The organism is Lacinutrix sp. Hel_I_90, assembly GCF_000934685.1.
Taxonomy (GTDB): domain Bacteria; phylum Bacteroidota; class Bacteroidia; order Flavobacteriales; family Flavobacteriaceae; genus Lacinutrix.
This window is the reverse complement of sequence record NZ_JYNQ01000001.1, coordinates 976,720-998,624: the sequence shown is the minus strand read 5'-3', so window position 1 is coordinate 998,624 and position 21,905 is coordinate 976,720. Positions and strand designations below refer to the sequence as shown.

The window sequence follows — 21,905 nt, the reverse complement described above, 5'->3', positions numbered from 1 at the left end:
GCGGAACCAGTATGAAAAGTATAGCAGTCTTTTGTGGAGCAAGTTTAGGAAATGATGCTTTAATTATTTCTGAAGCCTACCAATTAGGGAAAACTTTAGCCAAAGAAAATATAACGCTCGTTTATGGCGCAGCTAAAATTGGTGTTATGGGACGAGTTGCAGAGGGCACTTTAGATCATAATGGAAAAGTGATAGGTGTAATCCCAGATTTTTTGAAGACTAAAGAGATAGCCAGTAACCTACTTACAGAATTGATAGTGACCAAAAACATGCACGATCGTAAAGTCATTATGTATGAAAAAAGCGACGGGTTTATTATCATGCCCGGAGGGTTTGGAACCCTAGATGAATTTTTTGAAATCACGACTTGGGGACAATTAGGTTTGCATAGTAAACCTATAGGCATTTTAAATACAAATGGGTATTATGATGCTTTAATTGGGCAGAGTAAAGTTATGGTTGAACGTGGTTTTCTAAAACAAGAAAATTTAGAAGCTGTTGTTGTAGATACTACGATTGAAGGCGTGTTAGAGAAAATGAAAAACTTTGAACCACTACCAAAACCTAAGTGGTTGAATACAGAAAGAATATAAGATGAGTGTAAAAGAAACTATAAATAAACTTCGCCAAGAACTTCGTGAACACAACCACAACTATTACGTGCGTGATAATCCTACGATTAGTGATTATGACTTTGATATTAAACTAAAAGAGCTTCAGGCTTTAGAAGAAGCACACCCAGAATTTTACGATGCTAATTCACCAACCTTAAGAGTAGGAGGTGAGGTTACTAAAAACTTTAAAACAGTAGTGCATGAGCATCGCATGTACTCCTTAGATAATTCATATTCTCTGGAAGACTTAAAAGATTGGGAAATTAGAATTAAAAAACTAGTTGACGGCGAAGTTAACTATACTTGTGAGTTAAAATATGATGGGGCTTCCATAAGTTTAACTTATGAAAACGGACGCTTAGTTAGGGCAGTAACCCGTGGTGATGGTTTTCAAGGCGACGAGGTAACTGCAAATATAAAAACGATAAAATCTATTCCTTTGCAATTAAAAGGCGATTACCCACCAAAGTTTGAAATTAGAGGTGAAATTGTTTTGCCTTTTGAGGGGTTTAATAAAATGAACCAAACCCGACTTGCTAATGGAGAGGAACCTTATAAGAACCCAAGAAACACAGCGTCTGGAAGCTTAAAATTACAAGATAGTGCAGAGGTTGCTAAGCGCCCATTAGACTGTTTGTTATATGGATTGGTAGGCGGCGATTTTAAGTTTTCTACACAATTTGAAAGTCTTGAAAAAGCGCGAGAAATGGGTTTTAAAGCTCCAAGAGAAGCGCAATTATGTGGTTCTATTGATGTTGTTTTTCAGTTTATAAACCATTGGGATAAAGCACGGCACCACTTGCCTTATGAAACCGATGGGGTTGTTGTTAAAGTGAATAGTTTATTTCAACAGGAAGAGTTAGGATATACAGCAAAATCCCCACGTTGGGCAATGGCTTATAAATTTAAAGCAGAGCAGGTTTCTACCAAATTAAAAGAAATCACGTATCAGGTGGGGCGAACAGGAGCAATAACTCCTGTTGCCAATTTGGAACCTGTAGAATTGGCAGGAACGATTGTAAAACGGGCGTCTTTACACAATGCAGATCAAATTGAAAAGCTGGATATTAGAGTGAATGACGAAGTGTTTGTTGAAAAAGGAGGTGAGATTATCCCAAAAGTCATTGCGGTAGATTTATCCAAAAGACCAAGGGATTCTAAACCAACGCAATATATTACAGCATGTCCAGAATGCCATACGCCACTAGAACGTTTAGAGGGTGAAGCGAAACATTTTTGCCCGAATGTTAATGGCTGTAACCCGCAAGTTATTGGAAGAATTCAACATTTTATTTCACGTAAAGCTATGGATATTGAAGGTTTAGGAGGAGAAACCGTTGCGCTTTTAGTTAATGAAGGATTGATTACTAATTATGCCGATTTATATAGCCTTACCAAAGAACAGGTTATGCCACTTGAACGTATGGCAGAAAAGAGTGCCGATAATTTAATTCAAGGCATTGAAGCATCAAAACAGATTCCTTTTGAACGTGTTTTGTTTGCTATAGGTATTCGTTTTGTAGGTGAAACGGTTGCAAAGAAACTAGCTAAGCATTATAAAAGTATTGATGCTTTAGCCAATGCATCCGTTGAAAATTTAGAGAAAGTAGATGAGATTGGTGTTAAAATAGCAGAAAGTGTGGTGGCTTTCTTTTCCTTAGAAGCCCATCAATTAGCAATCCAACGTTTAAAAGACTATGGCTTGCAGTTAGCTGTTTCAGATGAAGTTTTAGCGAATCAAACCAATAAATTAGAAGGTAAATCGTTTGTGGTTTCTGGTGTTTTTGAAACAATTTCGCGTGATGAATTGAAAAAGCTAATTGAAAACAACGGCGGTAAAAACGTGGCGTCGATCTCTTCAAAAACTGATTTTGTAGTTGCTGGAGATAAAATAGGACCTAGTAAAAAGGAAAAAGCAGAAAAATTAAAGATACCATTAATTTCAGAAACTGATTTTTTGAAAATTATTACCTGATTTTTTTAACATAATACGATAATTAGACCCTAAAAATTATGTATTGTGTCGATTAAATACTTTTATTTGCGATAAAACGTAATTTTTTTGATTATTTTTACGTAATCCAAATCTAGTGTCTATGAGATTAACAAGTTTACGGTTAGTCACGTTTGTTATTATATTACTAAGTCTTAGCTATTTAATTACTGGTGTTTTATCTCTATATGATATTTCAGAATTAAGCTTTGCTTTAGTATTTCCATTTTTACTGCTGTACTATTTTATTAGAAAGCAATTAAAATTTTCTTTTTTTACAATATTCTTATTGTTTTATACATTGGCAGAAACAACTTTCTTCTATAAGAACTACGTGAGTTTTTCTTATTACTCGGAGATCTTCTATGGTATTTTAGCTTTTTTAGCTTTGCTTGTATTTGTGTTTTTGCAAATAAATTTTAAGGCGTTATTTAAAAAATTTTACGTTCAAATAATTATTCTCATACTATTGGGTGTTTATGTCTTTTATACTTTAGAGCGTATAATGGTATCACACTTTGCTTATGGTCTTAGTATGATAGACTTTGTTATTGATTCAATGTATAATTTGTCTTTTATTTTAGTCCTTATCTTTTCCTTATTAAACTATTTGCAAACAGACTCAAAAAAGAATTTGATTTTATTTCTGTCCTGTGGTTGTCTCGTTTTTTCAGAATTGGTACAGGTGATCTACTTTTTTGCTGATCAGAAAAAAATATTACATATCGTATATTCCTTTTTGTTGATTTCTGGATGCTGTTTAAGTTACTTATTTATTAATATCAAGGACGATAAGTATATCTTAGAATAAATTAGCGCCCTGGTGTGGTTTATGAATAAAACTGCTATAGAATACCAAGTATATTCTAAAAGTTATTAGAATGATGAAAAAAGAATTAAAATGTATACTCATTAGTACGGTAGTCAGCTTGATGATTGTGCTAAGCAGTGTTTTTGGTTTTGAAAAATTCTCAAATTCATTTGAGCTTTTAGTTGTACCAATAATTACAATAATTTATCTGTGGAAAGTAAGGCCGAAGGCGATTAATTTTACTTTTTTTATGGTGTTTTATACTCTAGGTGATTTGGTTTGGATATCAGGGATTGAAGCGAAATACGACTTTTTTTACTATGTAACTAACGGTTTGTTTATTCTAGGTTATGTTTTTTTACTTGTAGAAATCTTTAAAAATATCAATTTTAAAAGGGTGTTAATAGCTCATGGACTTGAGTTTTTTGTTCTTATAGTTCTTTTGATATACATGATGTATGTGTTGATTAAAATCGTTAAACCTGCAACTTTCGTAACAGATTATAAACTTGCTGTTCAAATTTTAGAATTGATTTACAATTCAATATTATTACTTCTTCTTACCAGTTCTGTTTTGTATTACATACAAGATACTACTAAAAAGAATTTAGTGTTTTTTCTTGGTTGTACCCTATTGGTGTTTTCAGAATTGGTGCTTATAGGCTATTACTATATGGTAGATGATATCCGGTTGAGTTATGTATCGACTTCACTCTATATCTTCGGTTTTTTGTTACTCTATTATCAAACACTAATGAAAAAAGAAACAGTACCTTTTGTCTCTAGTTGAATGTATAGGTATTAAAAGAGTGAAAACTGCAATTATAAATAGGAATGATGCTTGTTTTATGATACGCTTTATGGTCTTTTCTTTAAAACTATATTCAAAATAAGCGTGAGATATAGTTACTTTTATTTATTGCTTGTGCCATAATAAACTTGTTAGAGTTACCCCTTATTGGCTACTATTATATTAAAACTGAGCTATCTTCCAGCGGTGTTGTATGTTATCGTTTTTTTTTATTTGATCAATCTCAAATGAAGAATACTACAACACTTTTTCTTACCAAGTAAGTTATTAAAAGAAATGAGAGGATAAAGCTTGCTTTTTCTTGTTAATAAACGATTAAAAAGAGGATGAAAGCCGTTTTTTGACGATTAAATACGATTTTTATCGTTAAATAACATAATTTTAGTATATTTGTTATCCCAAATGTGCCAAATGAAAACGAATAAATTAAAAATAGTATCTGCTATTATAGCGGTATTATGCTGTATATTCTTATATGGTGTGCTCTTTGGTAAAGACACTTTGTCAAACTATTCAAGAGCTTTTATATTACCTTTTTTTGTATACCTCTATTTTTTGGAGTCTGAAACTAAGAGTCGATACTTTGCAGGGTTTCTAATAGCTTGGTCTATTGGGGAGTTAGCAAAAATTTTCGGAAGTTTTGATTACGCTTTATTTTCAAAAGTAAGTAATATGGCTTATATTTTTGGCTATATAAATTTGATAATATATATGTTGAGGAGCATGAAAATAACTGTGCTTTTAGAAAAATTCAAGACGCCAATGGTGGTTTTAGTTGGCTTTGTTTTATATACTATTTTCTTTCTAAATCAAATGATTCTAGCCGATTCGGCGATAGAAGTTTATACGTTCAATTTTTTACTTGAATGTACCTATAATGTCTGCATCTTATTAATATTATCCATTTCACTGCTTAATTATTTATATCATGATTCTAAAAGAGGCTTACTACTCTTTTTAGCCAGTGTTTGTATTGTTTTTTCAGAAATGGTGCAAGTGGCTTATATTTTTGTAGCGGCAGATTATTTACTTAATGTTGTTTATGCGCTATTGCTGGTTACTGGGTTTTACGTGGTGTACGTATACATAGTTTCTAAAATCAATGCGTATTATAAAATACTCTCCTAAAATACTATTCAACTTTTAACGGTCTATATCAAGTTCCAATAAAAACGTACTTGTACTTTATTGTGTGTTTACCAAAGATGTTATACGATTATAGACGTTCCATTTGCGGTTTTGTTTTTTTCAGCATCAAAATAAAAGTCAATACGACCTAAATTAATACCATAACAGCCTACTTGGTTTACTAACACATTGCCACCTTCACTATTTTGTGCAACGGTTGGTTTTGGTAAAAACGTATGCGTGTGTCCTCCAATAATTAAATCGATGTTTTTTGTGGCTTTAGCTAGAGATAAATCAGAGACCTTGTGAGGTGCCTTCTCATAGTTATAGCCGAGATGAGAGAGACAGATGATAAGGTCACAATGCTCTTCTTCTTTTAAGATACGCGTCATGTCTTGAGCTATTTCAATGGGGTCTAAATACTCAGTTTCTTTGTACATGTTCTTATCTACCAAACCATCTAATTTTATACCAAGACCGAAAACACCAATACGAATGCCTTCTTTTATAAATACTTTATAGGGTTTTACATGGGAGTCTAAAACGGTGTTTTTGAACTCGTAATTTGCTGATATAAAATCAAATGTTTTATGAGGAAACTGTGCATATAAGCCATTAATACCATTATCAAAATCATGATTACCAATCGTGGCTGCATCATATTTCATTTTAGACATTAACTTAAATTCCAGTTCACCACCATAATAATTAAAGTAAGGTGTGCCTTGAAAAATATCACCAGCATCTAATAATAAAGTATTAGGGCTTTCGTGGCGAATAGATTCAACCAACGAAGCCCGTCGGGCTACACCTCCTTGATTCGCATTTCGTGCATCATCGGGACCAAAAGGATCGATATGGCTATGCACATCGTTGGTATGTAAAATAGTTATTTTACGTGTTTTAGGATTCATTTCACACGACTGAAAGCCAAATCCGCCAAGGGTAACTAAGGCTGTGGCAGCTGTGGACTGTTGTATAAATATTCTGCGTTTCATCTTAAGAGTTATTTGGCTTTTGTGAATCTGTCGTCAATTTTTGGTCTAATAGTGTCTACTTTTTTAAAGTAATCTAACATGGCATTCCTTATCTTATAATCTAAGTAGTAAACACTGTCGTTTGGATTAAAAAAACGCATTCCGTCGCCGCCATTGTAGAGGTAATCGTTTGTTGCCACATAATAGGTCTTATTTTGATCAATAGGCTTATTGTTGACCAAAGCTTCTTTTATTTTATAGTCCTTATCTAATGTTAAGGTAATGCCTTGAACAGGATGTGGGCGTTTGGCTTCACTTAAATACTGCATCATACTATCTATTTGCTGTCCTTTTATAGCAACAACAACGATGCTGTTTTCAAAGGGCATAACTTCAAAAGCAGTCTTTGTCGTAATATTGCCTTTTGAAATGATAGCCCGAATACCCCCATGATTCAATATAACGGCATCAATGTTTTTGTTCGTTCTTATGTTAAAAATAGGGTTGCCTTCGGTATATACAATATCTGCCATTAAATTGCCTATCGCCGTATTTAAGTCACCATCACTTTTGCTGTAAGTTTTAGGCGCATAAGAAAGTATGGCATTCATATCTTCGTTCAAACGTGCTCTGTATGGCGCAATTATAGAATCATAGTCTTGATCAATTGCAATGGAGTCACTAATAGTGATTTGTTTGCCTTCAATAGCGGTTAGTGTTAACGGCTGCTGTTTACAAGCGTAAAAGCTCAATGCTATTAGGCAGGTAATAATATGATTGAATTTCATTAATTAAACTTATTGTTTTAACGCGTTGTATTTATTATGTTTTGCTACTTTTGTAGAAAGCATAAATATAAATGATTTTCAAAGGATTTAAAGAAAAATCTAATAAAAAGTACATCGATAAAAAATTAAAAAACCGTGTCATATCTCAAGATAACGCGAGGATTAAAAAAGTAGGTGTATTAATTAATAAAGATGAAGCAATAGATGTTAAGTGGTTTGACACTTTAGCGGGCGCTTTAAAAGTAACTCCAAATAATTTTCAATTGATTGTATTTACAAAAGAAAAGAGATCAGAAAATGTCTCTTTTAATAACACATACAATGAAAAAAATATCGGCTGGGGAGGCACAATAAAACACCCCGATTTAGAACGTTTTATTAATACTGCTTTTGATCTTCTCATTAGTTATTACACAGAAGAATCCATTCATTTAAAATTAATCACCACAGCATCAAATGCAAAATTTAAGGTTGGTGTTTTGCAGGAAGATGAGCGATTAAATGATTTGATTATAAAAACAGACTTGAAGGATTATAGCACGTTTGAAACAGAACTTTTAAAATATTTAAAGATTCTAAATAAATTGTAAAATAACGGTGGTCTATTTAAATTTGTTTATTATAAATTTGCCTGAATAACACCTCAATTTGAAAATAAAATAAAAACAAAAAAATGAATAACCCCTTTTTAGGAACAGGAATAGCTATCGTCACACCCTTTAAAAATGATGGAAGTGTTGATCACCATTCATTAGCAAATATTGTTGAATACAATATTGAAAATGGCACCAATTACATTGTTATTTCAGGTACAACTGGAGAAAGTGCAACGATAACAGCAAAAGAGAAAGAGGAGATTATTAAAACGATTTCAGAGACCAATAAGGGGCGTTTGCCATTAGTGTTAGGCATTGGAGGAAACGATACAGCTAAAGTCATACAAGAAATACAAAACACAGATTTGTCTGCGTTTACTGGCATATTATCTGTTTCACCTTACTATAGTAAGCCAACACAAGAGGGAGTGTATCAGCACTTTAAAGCTATAGCAGAGGCGTGCCCAATTTCTATTATACTCTATAATGTTCCAGGCAGAACAGCTTCAAACATGTCGCCAGAAACGACTTTGCGTTTAGCTAAGGATTTTGAAAATATAGTTGCTGTTAAAGAGGCAGGGAATAGCATGTCACAATATTTACATTTATTAAGAGATAAACCAGAAGGTTTTGGGATTATTTCTGGGGATGACGATTTAGTTTTAGGCGTTCTTTTAGCAGGGGGCGATGGTGTAATTTCAGTTATTGGTCAGGCATTACCAAAAGCTTTTTCTAAAATGATTGATTTAGGAAGAGCAGGAAAAGCAAAAGAGGCCTATGCCATTCATTTTAGTTTAATGGAAATTACCAGTTTAATTTTTTCTGAAAATAATCCGTCAGGTGTTAAAGCCGTCTTGCAAGGCTTAAATTTGTGTGGTGATACTGTGCGTTTACCTTTAGTTCCAGCGACTGATTCTCTAAAGGAAAAAATCAGAAGTTTTTTAACGGCGTTTAAAAACAAGTAGGCGAAACGCTTCTCAGGCAAAAAGCAATGTGCCGTTTAAGTTTTTATTAAAAAGTAATGTCTGTTTGTCTTTCAAATTATGTGCGACGTTAAATATTACTTAAAGCAGGCTGTAACTTCAGTGTAAGCTTTATTTTAGCCTGAAATTATATTTTTAATATCCATATTAATAGCGTATTTTTGCATCTTGTTAAAAAATTTATGAAGAAATTACTTATCATCCTTATTATAGCTTTAAGTTTTAGTTCTTGTAACGAATACCAGAAGGCATTGAAGTCTGAAGATGTTGGTCTCAAGTTTAAAAAAGGAGAAGAATTGTATAATGCTGGTAAATATTCGAAAGCAAACCGTTTGTTTGAGCAAATTATACCACAGTATAGAGGGAAGCCTCAGGCAGAAAAGTTAATGTACCTAAATGCTGATGCTACTTACAAGATGGAGCAGTATTATATCTCAGGGTATCATTTTGAACGTTTCGTATCTGCTTATCCAGAAAGTGAAAAGCAAGAAGAAGCACGATTTAAAAGTGCGAAAAGCTATTATCAATTATCACCCGTGTATTCAAAAGATCAGGCAGATACAGTAGTAGCTATAGAAAAGCTTCAGGAGTATATTAATTTATATTCTGAATCTACTAATGTTACGGAGGCTAATGCGTTGGTAAAAGAATTAGATTTTAAATTAGAAAAGAAAGCTTTTGAAATAGCAAAACAGTATAATAGAATTTCAGATTATCAAGCGGCAATGGCCTCAATCGATAATTTTATAATTGATTTTCCAGGAACATCGCTTCGTGAGGAAGCCATGTACATTAAGTTTGATTCTGCTTATCAATTAGCTTCTAAAAGTATAGCGTATAAACAGAAAGCGCGTATAGAAGCAGCAATAGCTTACTATAAAAAGTTTAAAACGTCTTACCCTAATTCTGAATTTTTAGAAGAAGCAACAAATAATTACGAAGACCTTTTAAAGCAATTAGAACAATACAGTACACAAAGTTAATAGTATAAATTATGGATTTAAAAAAGATTGATGCGCCGTTAACAACAACAACGTATAATAGAAATGCAATAGATGAACCAACTGGAAACATCTACGAAGCGATTTCAATTATATCGAGAAGAGCAGAGCAAATTAATTCAGAAATTAAAAAGGAATTAATTGAAAAGTTAGAGGAGTTTGCTACTTACAATGATTCTTTAGAAGAAGTTTTTGAGAACAAAGAGCAAATTGAAGTTTCTAAATTCTATGAAAAATTGCCTAAGCCACATGCTCTAGCAGTTAAAGAATGGTTAGATTCTAAAGTATATTACAGAAATACAGAGGAAGACAACCAAAAATAAGTCTATGTCTATAGTAAGCGGCAAAAATATACTTTTGGGCATTAGTGCTGGTATAGCTGCTTATAAAACAGCCTCATTAGTAAGAGCCTTTATAAAAGCAGGTGCACACGTAAAAGTGGTTATGACACCTGCTTCTAAAGACTTCGTTACACCGCTTACCTTATCTACACTTTCTAAAAATCCTGTGCATTCTTCATTTTATAATGAAGACGATGAAAATGCAGAATGGAACAATCATGTTGAATTAGGTTTATGGGCAGACTATTTAATAGTCGCTCCAGCTACAGCAAATACCTTGTCTAAAATGGCACATGGTACTTGTGATAATTTGTTGTTAGCAACGTATCTCTCAGCAAAATGCCCAGTGTATTTTGCACCAGCGATGGATTTAGACATGTATAAACATCCTTCAACATTACACACTTTTGAAAAGCTTAAAAGCTACGGCAATATCATGATTCCAGCAACCTCTGGTGAATTAGCAAGTGGTTTAGTTGGTGAAGGTCGTTTAGCTGAGCCTGAAGATATTTTGGCTTTCATGGAGGCCGATATTTTAGGTAAATTACCACTTCAAGGAAAAACAATACTTTTAACGGCTGGACCCACTTACGAAGCTATAGATCCAGTACGCTTTATTGGTAATCATTCTAGTGGGAAAATGGGCTTTGAGATTGCAAAAGCTGCCGCGAATTTAGGTGCTAAGGTTATTTTAATTACAGGGCCAACACATCAAAAAGTCAGTCACAGCTTGATTGAAACGATAGCAGTAATAAGTGCGCAAGACATGTATGAGGCAGCGCATCGGTTTTTTGAAAATGTAGATGTCGCTATTTTATCAGCAGCTGTAGCAGACTATAAACCAAAAGAAGTTGCAAGCAGTAAAATAAAAAAGGAGGACACGACGTTAACTTTAGAGCTAGAAAAAACAAAGGATATTCTGGCCTCACTGGGCGCAATAAAAAAACAGCAGCTGTTAGTCGGTTTTGCATTAGAAACCAATAATGAATTGGAATATGCAAAAGGAAAACTTAAAAAGAAGAATTTAGATTTAATTGTATTAAATTCGTTAAATGATAAAGGTGCCGGTTTTAAAACCGATACTAACAAAGTGACTATTATAGATAACAAAGGTAACATGACTGCTTACGAATTAAAATCTAAAACCGAAGTGGCTAAAGATCTGGTAGGCGTTATAATTCAGAAATTAAATGCGTAATACACTTGTACTTTTTCTTTTATTTTTTAGTGTTATTGGTTTCTCTCAGGAGCTAAACTGTAATGTAGTCGTAAACGCACAACTTACAGGTAATGAAAACCTGCAAATTTTTAAAACATTGGAAAACCAATTAACAGAGTTTGTTAATACTACCCAATGGACTAAAAGAAAGTTTAAGCAGCAAGAACGTATTGATTGTAATATTGTAATTAATGTTACTAATCAAAATGGTGAGAATTTTGAAGCGGGAATACAAGTGCAATCTTCAAGACCAGTCTATGGTTCAACTTATAATACTCCTATTTATAATATAAACGACAAAGACTTTAATTTTAGTTACTTAGAGTTTCAAACACTGGTTTACAATGAAAATCAGTTTGAATCTAACTTAATTTCAGTACTAGCTTATCATATTAATATGATATTAGGTATGGATGCTGAATCTTTTGCCCTAGAAGGTGGAGATGATTATTTCAAGCAGGCACAGCGTATTACAAATTACTCACAACAAGAAGGTTTTAAAGGCTGGAAATTAGAAGACGGCTTACAAAGTCGTTTTGCGTTAATCGACAATATTTTATCACCAACATTTGGAGACTTTAGAAAAGTAATGTACAATTACCACAGACGCGGTTTAGACATTATGAGTGAAAATACAAAAGACGGGAAAAACGAAATTGCTTTAGCGTTAGATTTCTTTAAAAAAATGAATGCCAATAGACCTAATTCTTATTTAACCAGAGTTTTTTTTGATGCTAAAGCAGAAGAGATCGAACAAATTTTTTCATCGGGACCTAATGTTGATGTTTCAAATTTAATTGAGTTATTAAATAGAGTGGCGCCAACATACGCTAGCAAATGGCGAAATATTAAATTTTAGGGATAATTAAGCTTTTATTCCGCTGCATACTAAAGACGGCTAATTCAAGGATTATTTTATGCTAACATCATTATCTATTAAAAACTACGCTTTAATCGACCACTTACATGTTGATTTTAATAATGGTTTTACCATAATTACAGGAGAAACTGGCGCGGGAAAGTCTATTTTACTTGGCGGTTTATCATTAATCTTAGGAAAACGTGCCGACTTAAGCAGTCTGCGTGACAAAGAGGCTAAATGTGTTATTGAAGCGCATTTTGACGTTACCAATTATAATTTAAAAGCACTTTTTGAAGCTAACGACATAGACTTTGAGACGCAAACGATTATTCGGCGAGAAATTTTACCTTCTGGAAAATCACGTGCTTTTGTAAATGATTCGCCAGCAAATTTATCAAGTTTACAGGCACTAGGTGAACGATTAATTGATATTCACTCGCAGCATGAAACGCTTCAACTGGTAGATGATGATTTTCAGTTTGAAGTTATTGATGCCTTAGCTGAAAATAACAACGAATTACAAGACTATGCCATTCAGCTTTCAGTTTATAAGAAATTAAAGGGTGAATTAAAGCATCTATTAGATTTCCGAAAAGATGCGATAAAAGAACACGAGTATCACTCTTTTTTACTAAATGAATTAACCCAAGCGAAGTTAAAAGAAGGGGAGCTCGAAGTGTTAGAAGAAGAATATGAGATGCTTAGTAATATTGAAACCATTCAAGAGAAATTAACAGCTTCAAACCAATTATTAAGCGACGAACAAATAGGCGTTATTAATGCATTAACTGAATTAAAAACCGTTTTAAAGCAGCTTGCTAACGTTTCAAATAAGTATGAAGAGCTTTACAATCGTGTCAATAGCAGTCTTATAGAATTAGACGATGTGTTTTCAGAGGTGGAGCGTTTTCAGGAAGATCTTGAGGTAAACCCCAATCGATTAGAAGAAGTAAATGCTAAATTAGCAACATTAAACAACCTTTTTCAAAAGCATGCCGTTACAGATATTTCAAGTCTTATAGAAATAAGAGCGCAATTGGAAGAAAAAGTTTCAGCAACCGAAAATGTGGATTCAGATATCGCTAAGAAAGAAGCAGAGATCAAGGGTGTTAAAGCCAAGCTTGATGCTGTCGCAGGAGCTATTCATACCAAAAGAACAAAAGCAGTTCCAGATTTAAAGCAACAATTAGAACATATTTTATCAAGTTTGGGAATGCCAAATGCACAGTTTGATATTAAATTATCTCTCGATGAAACCTATTATAAAAACGGAAAAGAAGCGTTGTCCTTTTTATTTTCAGCAAATAAAGGCGGTGACTTCAAAACATTAAAAAAAGCAGCCTCGGGAGGTGAGTTGTCTCGTATTATGTTAGCTATAAAATCGATACTCACGAGATACATCAATCTACCAACAATCATGTTCGATGAGATAGATACCGGTGTTTCAGGGGAGATTTCAAATAAAATGGCTGAAATCATGTCGCAAATGAGTACAACAATGCAGGTGTTTAGTATCACACACTTACCACAAATTGCTGCCAAAGGACATACTCATTATAAAGTCTACAAAGAAGATGTTAATAATATAACCACAACCAATCTAATACAATTAAACCATGATGAGCGTATTGTCGAAATTGCTCAAATGTTAGGAGGTATTGACCTTAGCAATTCTGCTTTAGCACATGCCAAGGAATTATTAAACTAAAAAAAATAAAGCTTAAAAGTTTTAAGTTTTATAACTTTGACTTTATAAAATAGTCTCTGTTTGCTATCTTAAAATGTAAATAAAATAAATCAACGAATCAACCAAAAACTATGTCATACAATTTACTAAAAGGAAAAAAAGGAATCATATTTGGAGCCTTAGATGAAAATTCAATTGCCTGGAAAACGGCAGAACGTGTTCACGAAGAGGGAGGAACTTTTGTTCTAACCAATGCACCAGTTGCCATGAGAATGGGACAAATTAATGCCTTAGCAGAAAAAACAGGGTCACAAATTATTCCTGCCGATGCAACGAGTGAAGAAGATATTCAAAACCTTATTGAGCAATCCATGGAAATTTTAGGTGGTAAAATAGATTTCGTTTTACACTCTATAGGGATGTCTATTAATGTTAGAAAAGGAAAGGCTTATACCGATCAAAATTATGCTTGGACTCAGAAAGGAACAGACGTTTCTGCAATGTCTTTCCACAAAGTGATGCAGACCTTATATAAGCAAGATGCTATGAATGAATGGGGAAGTATAGTGGCGCTGACTTATATGGCGGCACAGCGCGTATTTCCTGATTATAATGATATGGCAGATAACAAAGCCTATTTAGAAAGTATTGCACGTAGTTTTGGCTATTTCTTTGGAAGAGATAAAAAAGTAAGAGTGAATACTATTTCCCAATCGCCAACACCTACAACGGCAGGAAGTGGTGTTAAGGGATTTGATGGCTTTTTAGCGTATGCAGAACAAATGTCACCTTTAGGTAACGCTACCGCATTAGATTGTGCTAATTACACTGTGACGCTATTTAGTGATTTAACGAAGCGTGTTACTTTACAAAACTTATATAACGATGGTGGTTTTAGTAATATGGGAGTCAGCGATGCTGTAATGGATGCTTTTGTGGAGTCACAAGAAGGGAAGTAAAACTTAGAACATTAAATTTTAAAGCCTCATTAAGTTATTAATGAGGCTTTTTGTTTTATTGTTTTTTTCGATGTGATCTTTCACCACGGTGTCGCTCCTTAAATTCTTCTATTAATTTTCTTCTAAAAGAACGATCAGCATCCATGAGTTTCAATATTTTTTTTGCCGATAAAATTTCTTTTAGTTCTGTATAGTACTTTTTTTCAAGTTGCTGTTTAGCAAGCTCTAAACTAACTATACCCTCCAGATGCGTTTTGGCTTCAGCCTCCGTTAAGGCATCAATACTTTCAGGTCTTTTAAATTTTGAAGTCGCTCTTAGTTTTTCACGAGCGTCTTCATTAGCATTGTAAACGGGCCAAAATGCTTGTGCTTCTTTCGCCGTTAAATCTAACTGTTCTGTAATATGTGCGATTTTCAGCGCTTTTACTTTTTCTTTATCAGGTCTTTGCGAATAGGCGTTTACCGATATTAATAAAGTTATAATAGGGATAAGTAACTGTTTCATTGGTCTAATTTTTTATTCTGAAAATAGTTCATTTGCTTCTACAGATTCTAAATAAGAATCTAAAGTTTCATCACTAATACTATACTGTATGAATTGGGTTTCGTTTAATTCGCTTTCTGAAAATAAAGCGGCTAATTCACTGACTTCAATTTCATCTAAAATATAATTATCAACCGTTTCGGTATCTAAATCGCTAATAGAAAGTGACGCATTATTAAAAAGGTTAAGATTAAAGAAAAGGATAAGGGCTGCAGCTACACCAGAAAAAAGCAAAAGGTTTTTTTTGTTAAAAAGGGGAATCACTTTAGTGTCTTTCTTGTTTAATCCAAATGCCACGCTTTCAAAGGATTTGAAGTAATCATCTGGAGTTTTAAAGCCAGAATTTGGAGCTATGTCCTTTAGCTTTGCTTCGGCTAAACTAACGGCATCAAAATCTTTAAAGTAGTTTTTAGGTACTTTGAATCCTGAATTTTTATTGTTATGTAATATTTTGTTCTTCATATTTATTTCTCAATAAAGAGGGATACTATTATTAAGACTAAAATTATCTTAAATAGTTTAATTATTTGTTAAATAAGCTTGGATTTTTTTAGTCGCAATATTATAGGATGCTTTTAATGCGCCTTCACTGGTCTCTAAAATCTCAGACATCTCACGGTATTTTAAGTCTTGAAAGTATTTCATGTTAAAAACCAGTTGTTGCTTTTTAGGCAGTGTAGCTATAGCCAGCTGTAATTTTAATTGAATCGCGTCTCCTTCAAAGTACACATCGGCCTGCATATTGTTAATGGCTAGTTGCTGTGCTTCTTCATTTGAAATTTGTTGACGTTTTGCATTCTTATTTATTAAAGTAATCGCTTCATTTGTAGCAATGCGATAGAGCCAGGAATATATTTTACTATCCCCTTTAAACTTATTGATACTTCTGTAAGCTTTTATAAATGTGTTTTGTAATGCATCATCGGCATCATCATGTGATTTAACGATATGTCTTATGTGCCAGTATAAACGTTCTTTGTAAATAGACACAAGTTGGCTAAAGGCACTATCTTTTGTTCCTTTGGATTGTAATTCTTTTAAAAGTTTGGTTTCTGTAGTCACAAAATTAATTTCATATAAGACTCTTTAAATCGCAAAAAGTTTAACAAAGAAAGTTGTTTTTAGTGTTTTTTTTATTAACAGCATATTTTATTGATTATCAAGTCTTTATCTTATAAATAATCGATTAAGTGTTAATAACTACCGTTTAAAAACAATAAATAATTGTTTTATAGTCTTTTTTAGCTTAAGTTTACACCAACGTACATTACTTATGTTGTTAGTCGCCCCAAGTCTAGCAATGAACAAAAAAGGATAAACATAATTGTTTATTCTTTTTTATTTTGGAGTTTAATCAAAGCTTTGCATTTCGACTAGCTTTTTATATGTTCCATTTTTTGCCATAAGCTCATTATGTTTGCCTTGTTCGGCAATCTCACCTTTATGCATGACAATGATTTCATCTGCGTTTTGAATAGTAGATAATCTGTGCGCAATAACAATAGAGGTACGGTTTTTCATCATGTTCTCTAGTGCGATTTGAACTAAGCGTTCGCTTTCTGTATCCAATGCAGAGGTGGCTTCATCGAGCACCATGATTGGCGGGTTTTTAAGAACAGCTCGTGCGATGCTTAAACGTTGTTTTTGTCCTCCAGAAAAATTATTTCCAGCATCACCCACATTTGTTTCTATTCCTTTGGGTAAATCTTTTACAAATTCCCAGGCATTAGCAATTTTAAGTGCCTCGACGACCTCTTCTTCACTGGCCTCTTGCTTCCCAATGAGTAAATTGTTTTTTATTGTGTCATTAAATAGAATAGAGTCTTGGGTAACTAACCCCATAAGGTCACGGAGTGATTTTTTTGTAATATTTCTAATGTCGTTCCCATCAATAGCAATACTGCCTTCATTCACATCATAAAAGCGCGTAAGTAAATTGGCAATGGTGCTTTTTCCACTACCAGATTGCCCTACTAGCGCAACCGTTTTTCCTTTGGGTACTTTTATTGAAAAGTTTTTTAGTACTAAATCATCGTCATACTTAAATGAAATAGTATTGATAGTAATCTCGCTTTTAAATTCATTGAGTTCAAGGGCATTTGGTATGTCTGGCATTGTATCTGCTTCATGTAAAATTTCGAATACGCGATCTGCAGCGGCCATACCATTTTTTACTTTATATGAGGCTTTGCTTATTGCTTTAGCAGGAGTTAATATACCATAGGCAAGTAGCATAAAACCTATAAATGTTGTGCCTTCAATGGTTTTATCTACCAATACTAAAGTACCACCATACCATAATAATATCGCTATCGTTGTAATGCCTAAAAATTCACTAACAGGACCAGCAAGATTATTTCTTAGTCCTATGCTATTAGATAACTTCAATAATCTATCCGCTGAGTTTTTAAAATTATACTTAAAAACAGACTCTGCTGTATAGCTTTTTACTATTTTCAATCCTGTTAAGGTTTCTTCCACTATAGAAATTAGTCTTCCTGATTCTTGTTGGGCTGTTAAGGATTGACTTTTAAGCCTTTTGCCAATCCTAGAAATAACGAATCCAGCGGTAGGAATGAAAACTAAAACAAAAAGAGATAATCGCCAATTTATGTAAAACATCATACCAATAGCAAAAATTACATTTAAAGGCTCCCTCACTATCAATTCTAAAATAATAAATAAAGAGTTTTGCATTTCGCCAATATCTCCTAATATTCTTGCCATTATATCTCCTTTTTGTCTTTTAGAATAGAAGCGTAAGGGTAGATTAATAATGTTATCGTACATGTCATTTCTTAAGTCTGTTAATACGCCATTTTTTAAATACATAACATGTTGACTTGCGAAATACCCAAACAGGTTTTTTAATGCAAATGTGATAATTACCAAAGCGATTACTATAAGTAAAGCAATTTGCTCATCACCATTTTCTAAATAGCCACTTACTTTATAGTTTAGAAGGTCGTTACCATATTTCAGGAAATCTCCAATACCATTCCAAACGGGCTCTTTTTTAACTCTGTTTGTTTTGTCAAACAAAACATCAAGCATGGGGATTAGTGAAACCAAGGAAAGGGTTCCAAATAAAGCATTTAGGATATTGAAAATCACATTTAGAACAACGTGTTTTTTATATTTTTTAATAAAAGGTAGTAACTGAATTAATATTTTTTTCATTTAGTTGAGTTGCATATCTTTTAATATAGCATCAATTTTAGTTTCTAATTGTTGTTCCGTTTTCTCGAAATCTTCTGCAGCATTTAAGGCTGTATTAACACTAATATAGAATTTTATTTTAGGTTCTGTACCACTAGGTCTTAAAGCGATACGAGAACCATCTTCGGTTTCGTAAATTAATACGTTAGATCTTGGAATAGTTATGGTTTTAGTTGCTCCGGTCATTTGATTTTGAGCCGTGGATAATTGGTAGTCCTCAATGCTAATTACTTTAGAGCCATTAACAGTTTTTAAAGGGTTTTCACGGGCGTCTACCATCATTTGTTTAATTTCCTGAGCGCCTTCAATCCCTTTTTTAGTTATAGAAACCAAGCGTTCTTTATAGAGACCATGTTTTACATATAGAGCTATAAGTTCTTTATACATCGAGCTGCCCTTTGCTTTTGCTTGTGCTGCGATTTCGCATGCTAATAATGTGGCGGTATTCGCATCTTTATCACGTACAAAATCACCAACCATATAGCCAAAACTTTCTTCACCACCACCAATGAAATTTTGGTTTGGAAAATCTTTTATCATTTTAGCAATCCACTTAAAACCAGTGAGTCCTATTTTACATTCTACGTTATAGGCTTTAGCTAAAACGCTCATCATAGGGGTAGAAACTATTGTAGAAGCTATAAATTCGTTGTCTTTAATTTTTCCTTTGTCTTTCCATTGTTTTAAAAGAAAATCAGTCATTAATAACATGGTTTGATTTCCGTTTAAAATAATCAGTTCATTGTCCAGATTTCTTACGGCTACTCCTAAACGATCACTGTCAGGATCTGTGCCTATAACAATATCCCCATCTACTTTATTGGCTAAAGCGATAGCCATTTTAAGTGCTTCAGGTTCTTCAGGGTTAGGTGATTTTACTGTAGGAAAATCGCCATCAGGAAGCCGTTGCTCTTCAACAATATTAACGTTACTATATCCCGCACGTTTTAGCGTTTCAGGGATGGTGGTGATAGCCGTGCCGTGTAGAGAAGTAAAAACTACATTTAAATCTTTTCTTGCTTCGGGAGAGGTGTTAAAACTTCCATTTTTTACAGAAGCCTCAATGAAAGCAGTATCTATTTCTTTTCCTATTAAGTGGATTAGATTTTCATTGGCATTGAATTTAATTTCAGAATAATCTAAAGCATTAATTAGAGTAATAATTTCAGTGTCTTGAGGCGGAACAAGTTGACCACCATCTTGCCAATATACTTTATACCCATTATATTCTGGTGGATTGTGAGAAGCTGTTAGAACAATACCGCAATGACAATCTAAATATTTTAAAGCAAATGATAATTCTGGAGTAGGTCGTAGGTCTACAAAAAGATAGACCTCTATATTATTAGCAGAGAATACATCTGCAACGACTTTTGCTAAAGATTTACTATTATGTCTGCAATCGAAAGCTATGGCCACTTTCAGCGTTTGATTGGGAAATACCTGATGCATGTAATTGCTTATACCTTGTGTGTTTTTTCCTAAGGTATATTTATTAATCCTATTGGTACCAATACCCATAATCCCACGCATACCGCCTGTCCCAAATTCGAGATCTTTATAGAAACTTTCCTTTAAGGTGTCTGGATTGCTGCCTATTAACGCTTTTATGTGATCTTGAGTATTTTTATCAAACCCAGGGGTTAACCACGAGTTTACGCGTTCTAATAGTTTTGGTTCAATTTGTATCATAAGCTAATCTATAAAGTGCAAATTTACGTAATAATAAAAAGTGAGGATTATGACTGTGTTAATTTGATTAAAAGTTTAACTCGTCTTTAACCAAATACCGTTTTTTATCTTGTCTGCTGCGTAGAATAATTTCACCTAAAAAACCAGCGACAAAAAACTGTGATCCAATAATCATAGTCGTTAATGCAATATAAAATTGAGGTCTTTGGGTTATCAAGCGTCCCGATTGATGAAAGAAGGCTTTGTTTATACCTAAGTAAGTAGAAAACGCAAAACCGATAGCAAACATGATTACTCCTAAGGCACCAAATAAGTGCATGGGCCGTTTACCAAATCGCGAAATAAACCAAATGGTAATAAGATCTAAAAAGCCGTTTATAAAACGTTCCATTCCAAATTTAGTCTCACCATATTTTCTGGCCTGATGCTGTACAACTTGTTCGCCAATATTTATAAAACCAGCATTTTTTGCCAGTACAGGAATATAACGGTGCATTTCACCATTGACATCAATGTTTTTTACGACATTATTTCTGTAGGCTTTGAGTCCGCAATTAAAATCATTAAGCTTTACACCAGAGGTTTTACGAGCCGCCCAATTAAAGAGTTTAGAGGGGAGGTTTTTCGTGAACTTATTATCGTAGCGTTTCTTCTTCCAGCCAGAGACCAAATCGAAGTGCTCGGTGATGATTTTATTATAAAGCGATGGTATTTCCTCAGGATTATCTTGTAGATCACCATCCATGGTGATTACCACATCACCTTGAGCTTTAGCAAAACCGGCGTGCAAGGCTTGTGATTTTCCAAAATTCTTTAGTAAACGAATGCCTTTTACATTAATATCTTTTTGTGCTAAGGTTTCAATAGTTTTCCATGAGGCATCGGTAGAGCCATCATCAATAAAGATAATTTCATAAGAAAAACGATTGGATTGCATAACGTTTGCAATCCAATCGTGTAATTCTGTGAGTGATTCTTGTTCGTTAAGTAGTGGTATGACTACTGATATGTCCATAGATCTGTTTGAAAATAGATTTCAAATATAAAACTATTCTACGTTTTCTGGGTTTCTTTTCATAATTAAAGCTACGATAAGTCCAATAACTGCCTGTATAATAAGAAATATGGCATTAGATTGGAGTTGTGGTCCTATAGAAAACTGATTTTTTTGTGCTTCCATTTGTTCCAATGCATTTGCAACGGCTTCTTCAGGAGCATTAAAATTGCGCATCATTTGAATGGATGCCTCAATCGTTTTTTCTTTTAACACGATTGCAGCCTCAGGATCTATAAAGTTAAAAATAATAATACTAATAATCATGCTAATAATAATTCCAATGGCAACCGTAATAAAATATGAACTAAAGGCCTCTTTAAAAGTAATGATGCCATTTAAAAGCCTTTTAGATTTAACAGTAGAGATAATGCCAAACACTACAATAACCACAAACATAATAAGACCTAGCCACCATTTGGTTAGCAGTTCGAGATTTAAAGCATAGCCAGATATTGTGACTAATGCCAATAAAATACCTAAATAAAGACCGTAATTTAAAGCATTTGATTTAATTGAAGTTTCCATACTTTTTTTGTTTAGTTGTTTTTTTGGTTTATTTGTTAATTATAAAAGGTTAGTATTCAAATATAGTAAAACGTTACATGTTATTCCGACGAAAGTAG

21 protein-coding genes are annotated in these 21,905 nt (G+C 33.4%); 12 read left to right on the top strand and 9 right to left on the bottom strand.

Annotated elements, in window-relative coordinates; translation table 11 throughout:
• Window positions 1-11: 11 nt before the first annotated feature.
• The 4 genes from GQ46_RS04365 to GQ46_RS04345 all read left to right on the top strand — a co-directional run bounded on the left by GQ46_RS04365 (window position 12) and on the right by GQ46_RS04345 (window position 5,357).
• Window positions 12-593, top strand: coding sequence for a TIGR00730 family Rossman fold protein (locus tag GQ46_RS04365; RefSeq protein ID WP_044398699.1), 582 nt, complete (start codon window positions 12-14; stop codon window positions 591-593).
• Between the two features lies 1 nt (window position 594).
• Window positions 595-2,589 carry an NAD-dependent DNA ligase LigA gene (gene ligA, locus GQ46_RS04360; RefSeq protein WP_044398697.1) on the top strand — a complete coding sequence of 665 codons (1,995 nt, stop codon included), beginning with the start codon at window positions 595-597 and terminating at the stop codon, window positions 2,587-2,589.
• Between the two features lie 899 nt (window positions 2,590-3,488).
• Window positions 3,489-4,208: a hypothetical protein gene (locus GQ46_RS04350; protein ID WP_044398693.1), complete on the top strand. Its 720-nt coding sequence runs from the start codon at window positions 3,489-3,491 to the stop codon at window positions 4,206-4,208.
• Between the two features lie 432 nt (window positions 4,209-4,640).
• A complete protein-coding gene (locus tag GQ46_RS04345) occupies window positions 4,641-5,357 on the top strand; it encodes a hypothetical protein (protein WP_044398691.1) in 717 nt (238 codons plus the stop codon).
• An 80-nt stretch (window positions 5,358-5,437) separates the two neighbouring features.
• Here GQ46_RS04345 and GQ46_RS04340 read toward each other — a convergent pair whose 3' ends face one another.
• Window positions 5,438-6,355, bottom strand: a complete 918-nt coding sequence (locus GQ46_RS04340) for a bifunctional UDP-sugar hydrolase/5'-nucleotidase (RefSeq protein WP_044398690.1) — start codon at window positions 6,353-6,355, stop codon at window positions 5,438-5,440.
• Between the two features lie 8 nt (window positions 6,356-6,363).
• Window positions 6,364-7,122 carry a 5'-nucleotidase C-terminal domain-containing protein gene (locus tag GQ46_RS04335; RefSeq protein ID WP_044398688.1) on the bottom strand — a complete coding sequence of 253 codons (759 nt, stop codon included), beginning with the start codon at window positions 7,120-7,122 and terminating at the stop codon, window positions 6,364-6,366.
• Window positions 7,123-7,193: 71 nt separating this feature from the next.
• Between GQ46_RS04335 and GQ46_RS04330 the strand changes: the two genes are divergently transcribed.
• From GQ46_RS04330 to GQ46_RS04295, 8 genes are all read left to right on the top strand, one after another.
• Window positions 7,194-7,712, top strand: a complete 519-nt coding sequence (locus tag GQ46_RS04330) for a hypothetical protein (protein WP_044398686.1) — start codon at window positions 7,194-7,196, stop codon at window positions 7,710-7,712.
• 83 nt (window positions 7,713-7,795) lie between these two features.
• Window positions 7,796-8,683: a 4-hydroxy-tetrahydrodipicolinate synthase gene (dapA, locus tag GQ46_RS04325; RefSeq protein ID WP_044398684.1), complete on the top strand. Its 888-nt coding sequence runs from the start codon at window positions 7,796-7,798 to the stop codon at window positions 8,681-8,683.
• 200 nt (window positions 8,684-8,883) lie between these two features.
• Complete coding sequence (locus tag GQ46_RS04320; RefSeq protein WP_044398682.1) at window positions 8,884-9,684, top strand: outer membrane protein assembly factor BamD; 801 nt, start codon at window positions 8,884-8,886, stop codon at window positions 9,682-9,684.
• An 11-nt stretch (window positions 9,685-9,695) separates the two neighbouring features.
• Window positions 9,696-10,025, top strand: a complete 330-nt coding sequence (locus GQ46_RS04315; RefSeq protein WP_044398680.1) for a DNA-directed RNA polymerase subunit omega — start codon at window positions 9,696-9,698, stop codon at window positions 10,023-10,025.
• A 4-nt stretch (window positions 10,026-10,029) separates the two neighbouring features.
• Window positions 10,030-11,241, top strand: a complete 1,212-nt coding sequence (gene coaBC, locus GQ46_RS04310; RefSeq protein ID WP_044398678.1) for a bifunctional phosphopantothenoylcysteine decarboxylase/phosphopantothenate--cysteine ligase CoaBC — start codon at window positions 10,030-10,032, stop codon at window positions 11,239-11,241.
• Entirely contained in the window at window positions 11,234-12,121 is an 888-nt protein-coding gene (locus GQ46_RS04305; RefSeq protein WP_044398676.1) for a DUF4835 family protein, read from the top strand. Before coaBC ends, GQ46_RS04305 begins: the two co-directional genes overlap by 8 nt.
• A gap of 58 nt (window positions 12,122-12,179) precedes the next feature.
• Window positions 12,180-13,832, top strand: coding sequence for a DNA repair protein RecN (gene recN, locus GQ46_RS04300; protein ID WP_044398674.1), 1,653 nt, complete (start codon window positions 12,180-12,182; stop codon window positions 13,830-13,832).
• 110 nt (window positions 13,833-13,942) lie between these two features.
• Entirely contained in the window at window positions 13,943-14,770 is an 828-nt protein-coding gene (locus tag GQ46_RS04295; protein WP_044398672.1) for an enoyl-ACP reductase, read from the top strand.
• Window positions 14,771-14,825: 55 nt separating this feature from the next.
• Here the strand turns inward: GQ46_RS04295 and GQ46_RS04290 are convergent, their stop codons facing one another.
• From GQ46_RS04290 to GQ46_RS04260, 7 genes are all read right to left on the bottom strand, one after another.
• The gene (locus GQ46_RS04290) at window positions 14,826-15,275 is read right to left on the bottom strand and encodes a hypothetical protein (protein WP_044398670.1); all 450 of its coding nucleotides are present in this window, start codon (window positions 15,273-15,275) and stop codon (window positions 14,826-14,828) included.
• 12 nt (window positions 15,276-15,287) lie between these two features.
• On the bottom strand, window positions 15,288-15,776 hold the full coding sequence (locus GQ46_RS17055; protein ID WP_052503401.1) for a hypothetical protein: 489 nt from the start codon (window positions 15,774-15,776) through the stop codon (window positions 15,288-15,290).
• 57 nt (window positions 15,777-15,833) lie between these two features.
• Complete coding sequence (locus GQ46_RS04280; RefSeq protein WP_044398668.1) at window positions 15,834-16,376, bottom strand: RNA polymerase sigma factor; 543 nt, start codon at window positions 16,374-16,376, stop codon at window positions 15,834-15,836.
• 288 nt (window positions 16,377-16,664) lie between these two features.
• Window positions 16,665-18,494: an ABC transporter ATP-binding protein gene (locus GQ46_RS04275; RefSeq protein WP_044398666.1), complete on the bottom strand. Its 1,830-nt coding sequence runs from the start codon at window positions 18,492-18,494 to the stop codon at window positions 16,665-16,667.
• On the bottom strand, window positions 18,495-20,225 hold the full coding sequence (locus tag GQ46_RS04270; protein WP_197077332.1) for a phospho-sugar mutase: 1,731 nt from the start codon (window positions 20,223-20,225) through the stop codon (window positions 18,495-18,497). It lies immediately after the preceding gene.
• 67 nt (window positions 20,226-20,292) lie between these two features.
• On the bottom strand, window positions 20,293-21,240 hold the full coding sequence (locus tag GQ46_RS04265) for a glycosyltransferase family 2 protein (RefSeq protein WP_044398664.1): 948 nt from the start codon (window positions 21,238-21,240) through the stop codon (window positions 20,293-20,295).
• 33 nt (window positions 21,241-21,273) lie between these two features.
• The gene (locus GQ46_RS04260) at window positions 21,274-21,807 is read right to left on the bottom strand and encodes a DUF4199 domain-containing protein (protein ID WP_044398662.1); all 534 of its coding nucleotides are present in this window, start codon (window positions 21,805-21,807) and stop codon (window positions 21,274-21,276) included.
• Window positions 21,808-21,905: the final 98 nt, after the last annotated feature.

What these genes read in the sequence shown, in the direction of transcription:
- GQ46_RS04305 (WP_044398676.1), top strand. Translation starts at nt 11,234, where the DNA reads ATGCGTAATACACTTGTACTTTTTCTTTTATTTTTTAGTGTTATTGGT.
- GQ46_RS04350 (WP_044398693.1), top strand. Translation starts at nt 3,489, where the DNA reads ATGATGAAAAAAGAATTAAAATGTATACTCATTAGTACGGTAGTCAGC.
- GQ46_RS04265 (WP_044398664.1), bottom strand. Translation starts at nt 21,240, where the DNA reads ATGGACATATCAGTAGTCATACCACTACTTAACGAACAAGAATCACTC.
- GQ46_RS04295 (WP_044398672.1), top strand. Translation starts at nt 13,943, where the DNA reads ATGTCATACAATTTACTAAAAGGAAAAAAAGGAATCATATTTGGAGCC.
- GQ46_RS04320 (WP_044398682.1), top strand. Translation starts at nt 8,884, where the DNA reads ATGAAGAAATTACTTATCATCCTTATTATAGCTTTAAGTTTTAGTTCT.
- GQ46_RS04330 (WP_044398686.1), top strand. Translation starts at nt 7,194, where the DNA reads ATGATTTTCAAAGGATTTAAAGAAAAATCTAATAAAAAGTACATCGAT.
- GQ46_RS04365 (WP_044398699.1), top strand. Translation starts at nt 12, where the DNA reads ATGAAAAGTATAGCAGTCTTTTGTGGAGCAAGTTTAGGAAATGATGCT.
- GQ46_RS17055 (WP_052503401.1), bottom strand. Translation starts at nt 15,776, where the DNA reads ATGAAGAACAAAATATTACATAACAATAAAAATTCAGGATTCAAAGTA.
- ligA (WP_044398697.1), top strand. Translation starts at nt 595, where the DNA reads ATGAGTGTAAAAGAAACTATAAATAAACTTCGCCAAGAACTTCGTGAA.
- GQ46_RS04260 (WP_044398662.1), bottom strand. Translation starts at nt 21,807, where the DNA reads ATGGAAACTTCAATTAAATCAAATGCTTTAAATTACGGTCTTTATTTA.
- GQ46_RS04275 (WP_044398666.1), bottom strand. Translation starts at nt 18,494, where the DNA reads ATGAAAAAAATATTAATTCAGTTACTACCTTTTATTAAAAAATATAAA.
- dapA (WP_044398684.1), top strand. Translation starts at nt 7,796, where the DNA reads ATGAATAACCCCTTTTTAGGAACAGGAATAGCTATCGTCACACCCTTT.
- recN (WP_044398674.1), top strand. Translation starts at nt 12,180, where the DNA reads ATGCTAACATCATTATCTATTAAAAACTACGCTTTAATCGACCACTTA.
- GQ46_RS04290 (WP_044398670.1), bottom strand. Translation starts at nt 15,275, where the DNA reads ATGAAACAGTTACTTATCCCTATTATAACTTTATTAATATCGGTAAAC.
- GQ46_RS04340 (WP_044398690.1), bottom strand. Translation starts at nt 6,355, where the DNA reads ATGAAACGCAGAATATTTATACAACAGTCCACAGCTGCCACAGCCTTA.
- coaBC (WP_044398678.1), top strand. Translation starts at nt 10,030, where the DNA reads ATGTCTATAGTAAGCGGCAAAAATATACTTTTGGGCATTAGTGCTGGT.
- GQ46_RS04315 (WP_044398680.1), top strand. Translation starts at nt 9,696, where the DNA reads ATGGATTTAAAAAAGATTGATGCGCCGTTAACAACAACAACGTATAAT.
- GQ46_RS04335 (WP_044398688.1), bottom strand. Translation starts at nt 7,122, where the DNA reads ATGAAATTCAATCATATTATTACCTGCCTAATAGCATTGAGCTTTTAC.
- GQ46_RS04270 (WP_197077332.1), bottom strand. Translation starts at nt 20,225, where the DNA reads ATGATACAAATTGAACCAAAACTATTAGAACGCGTAAACTCGTGGTTA.
- GQ46_RS04345 (WP_044398691.1), top strand. Translation starts at nt 4,641, where the DNA reads ATGAAAACGAATAAATTAAAAATAGTATCTGCTATTATAGCGGTATTA.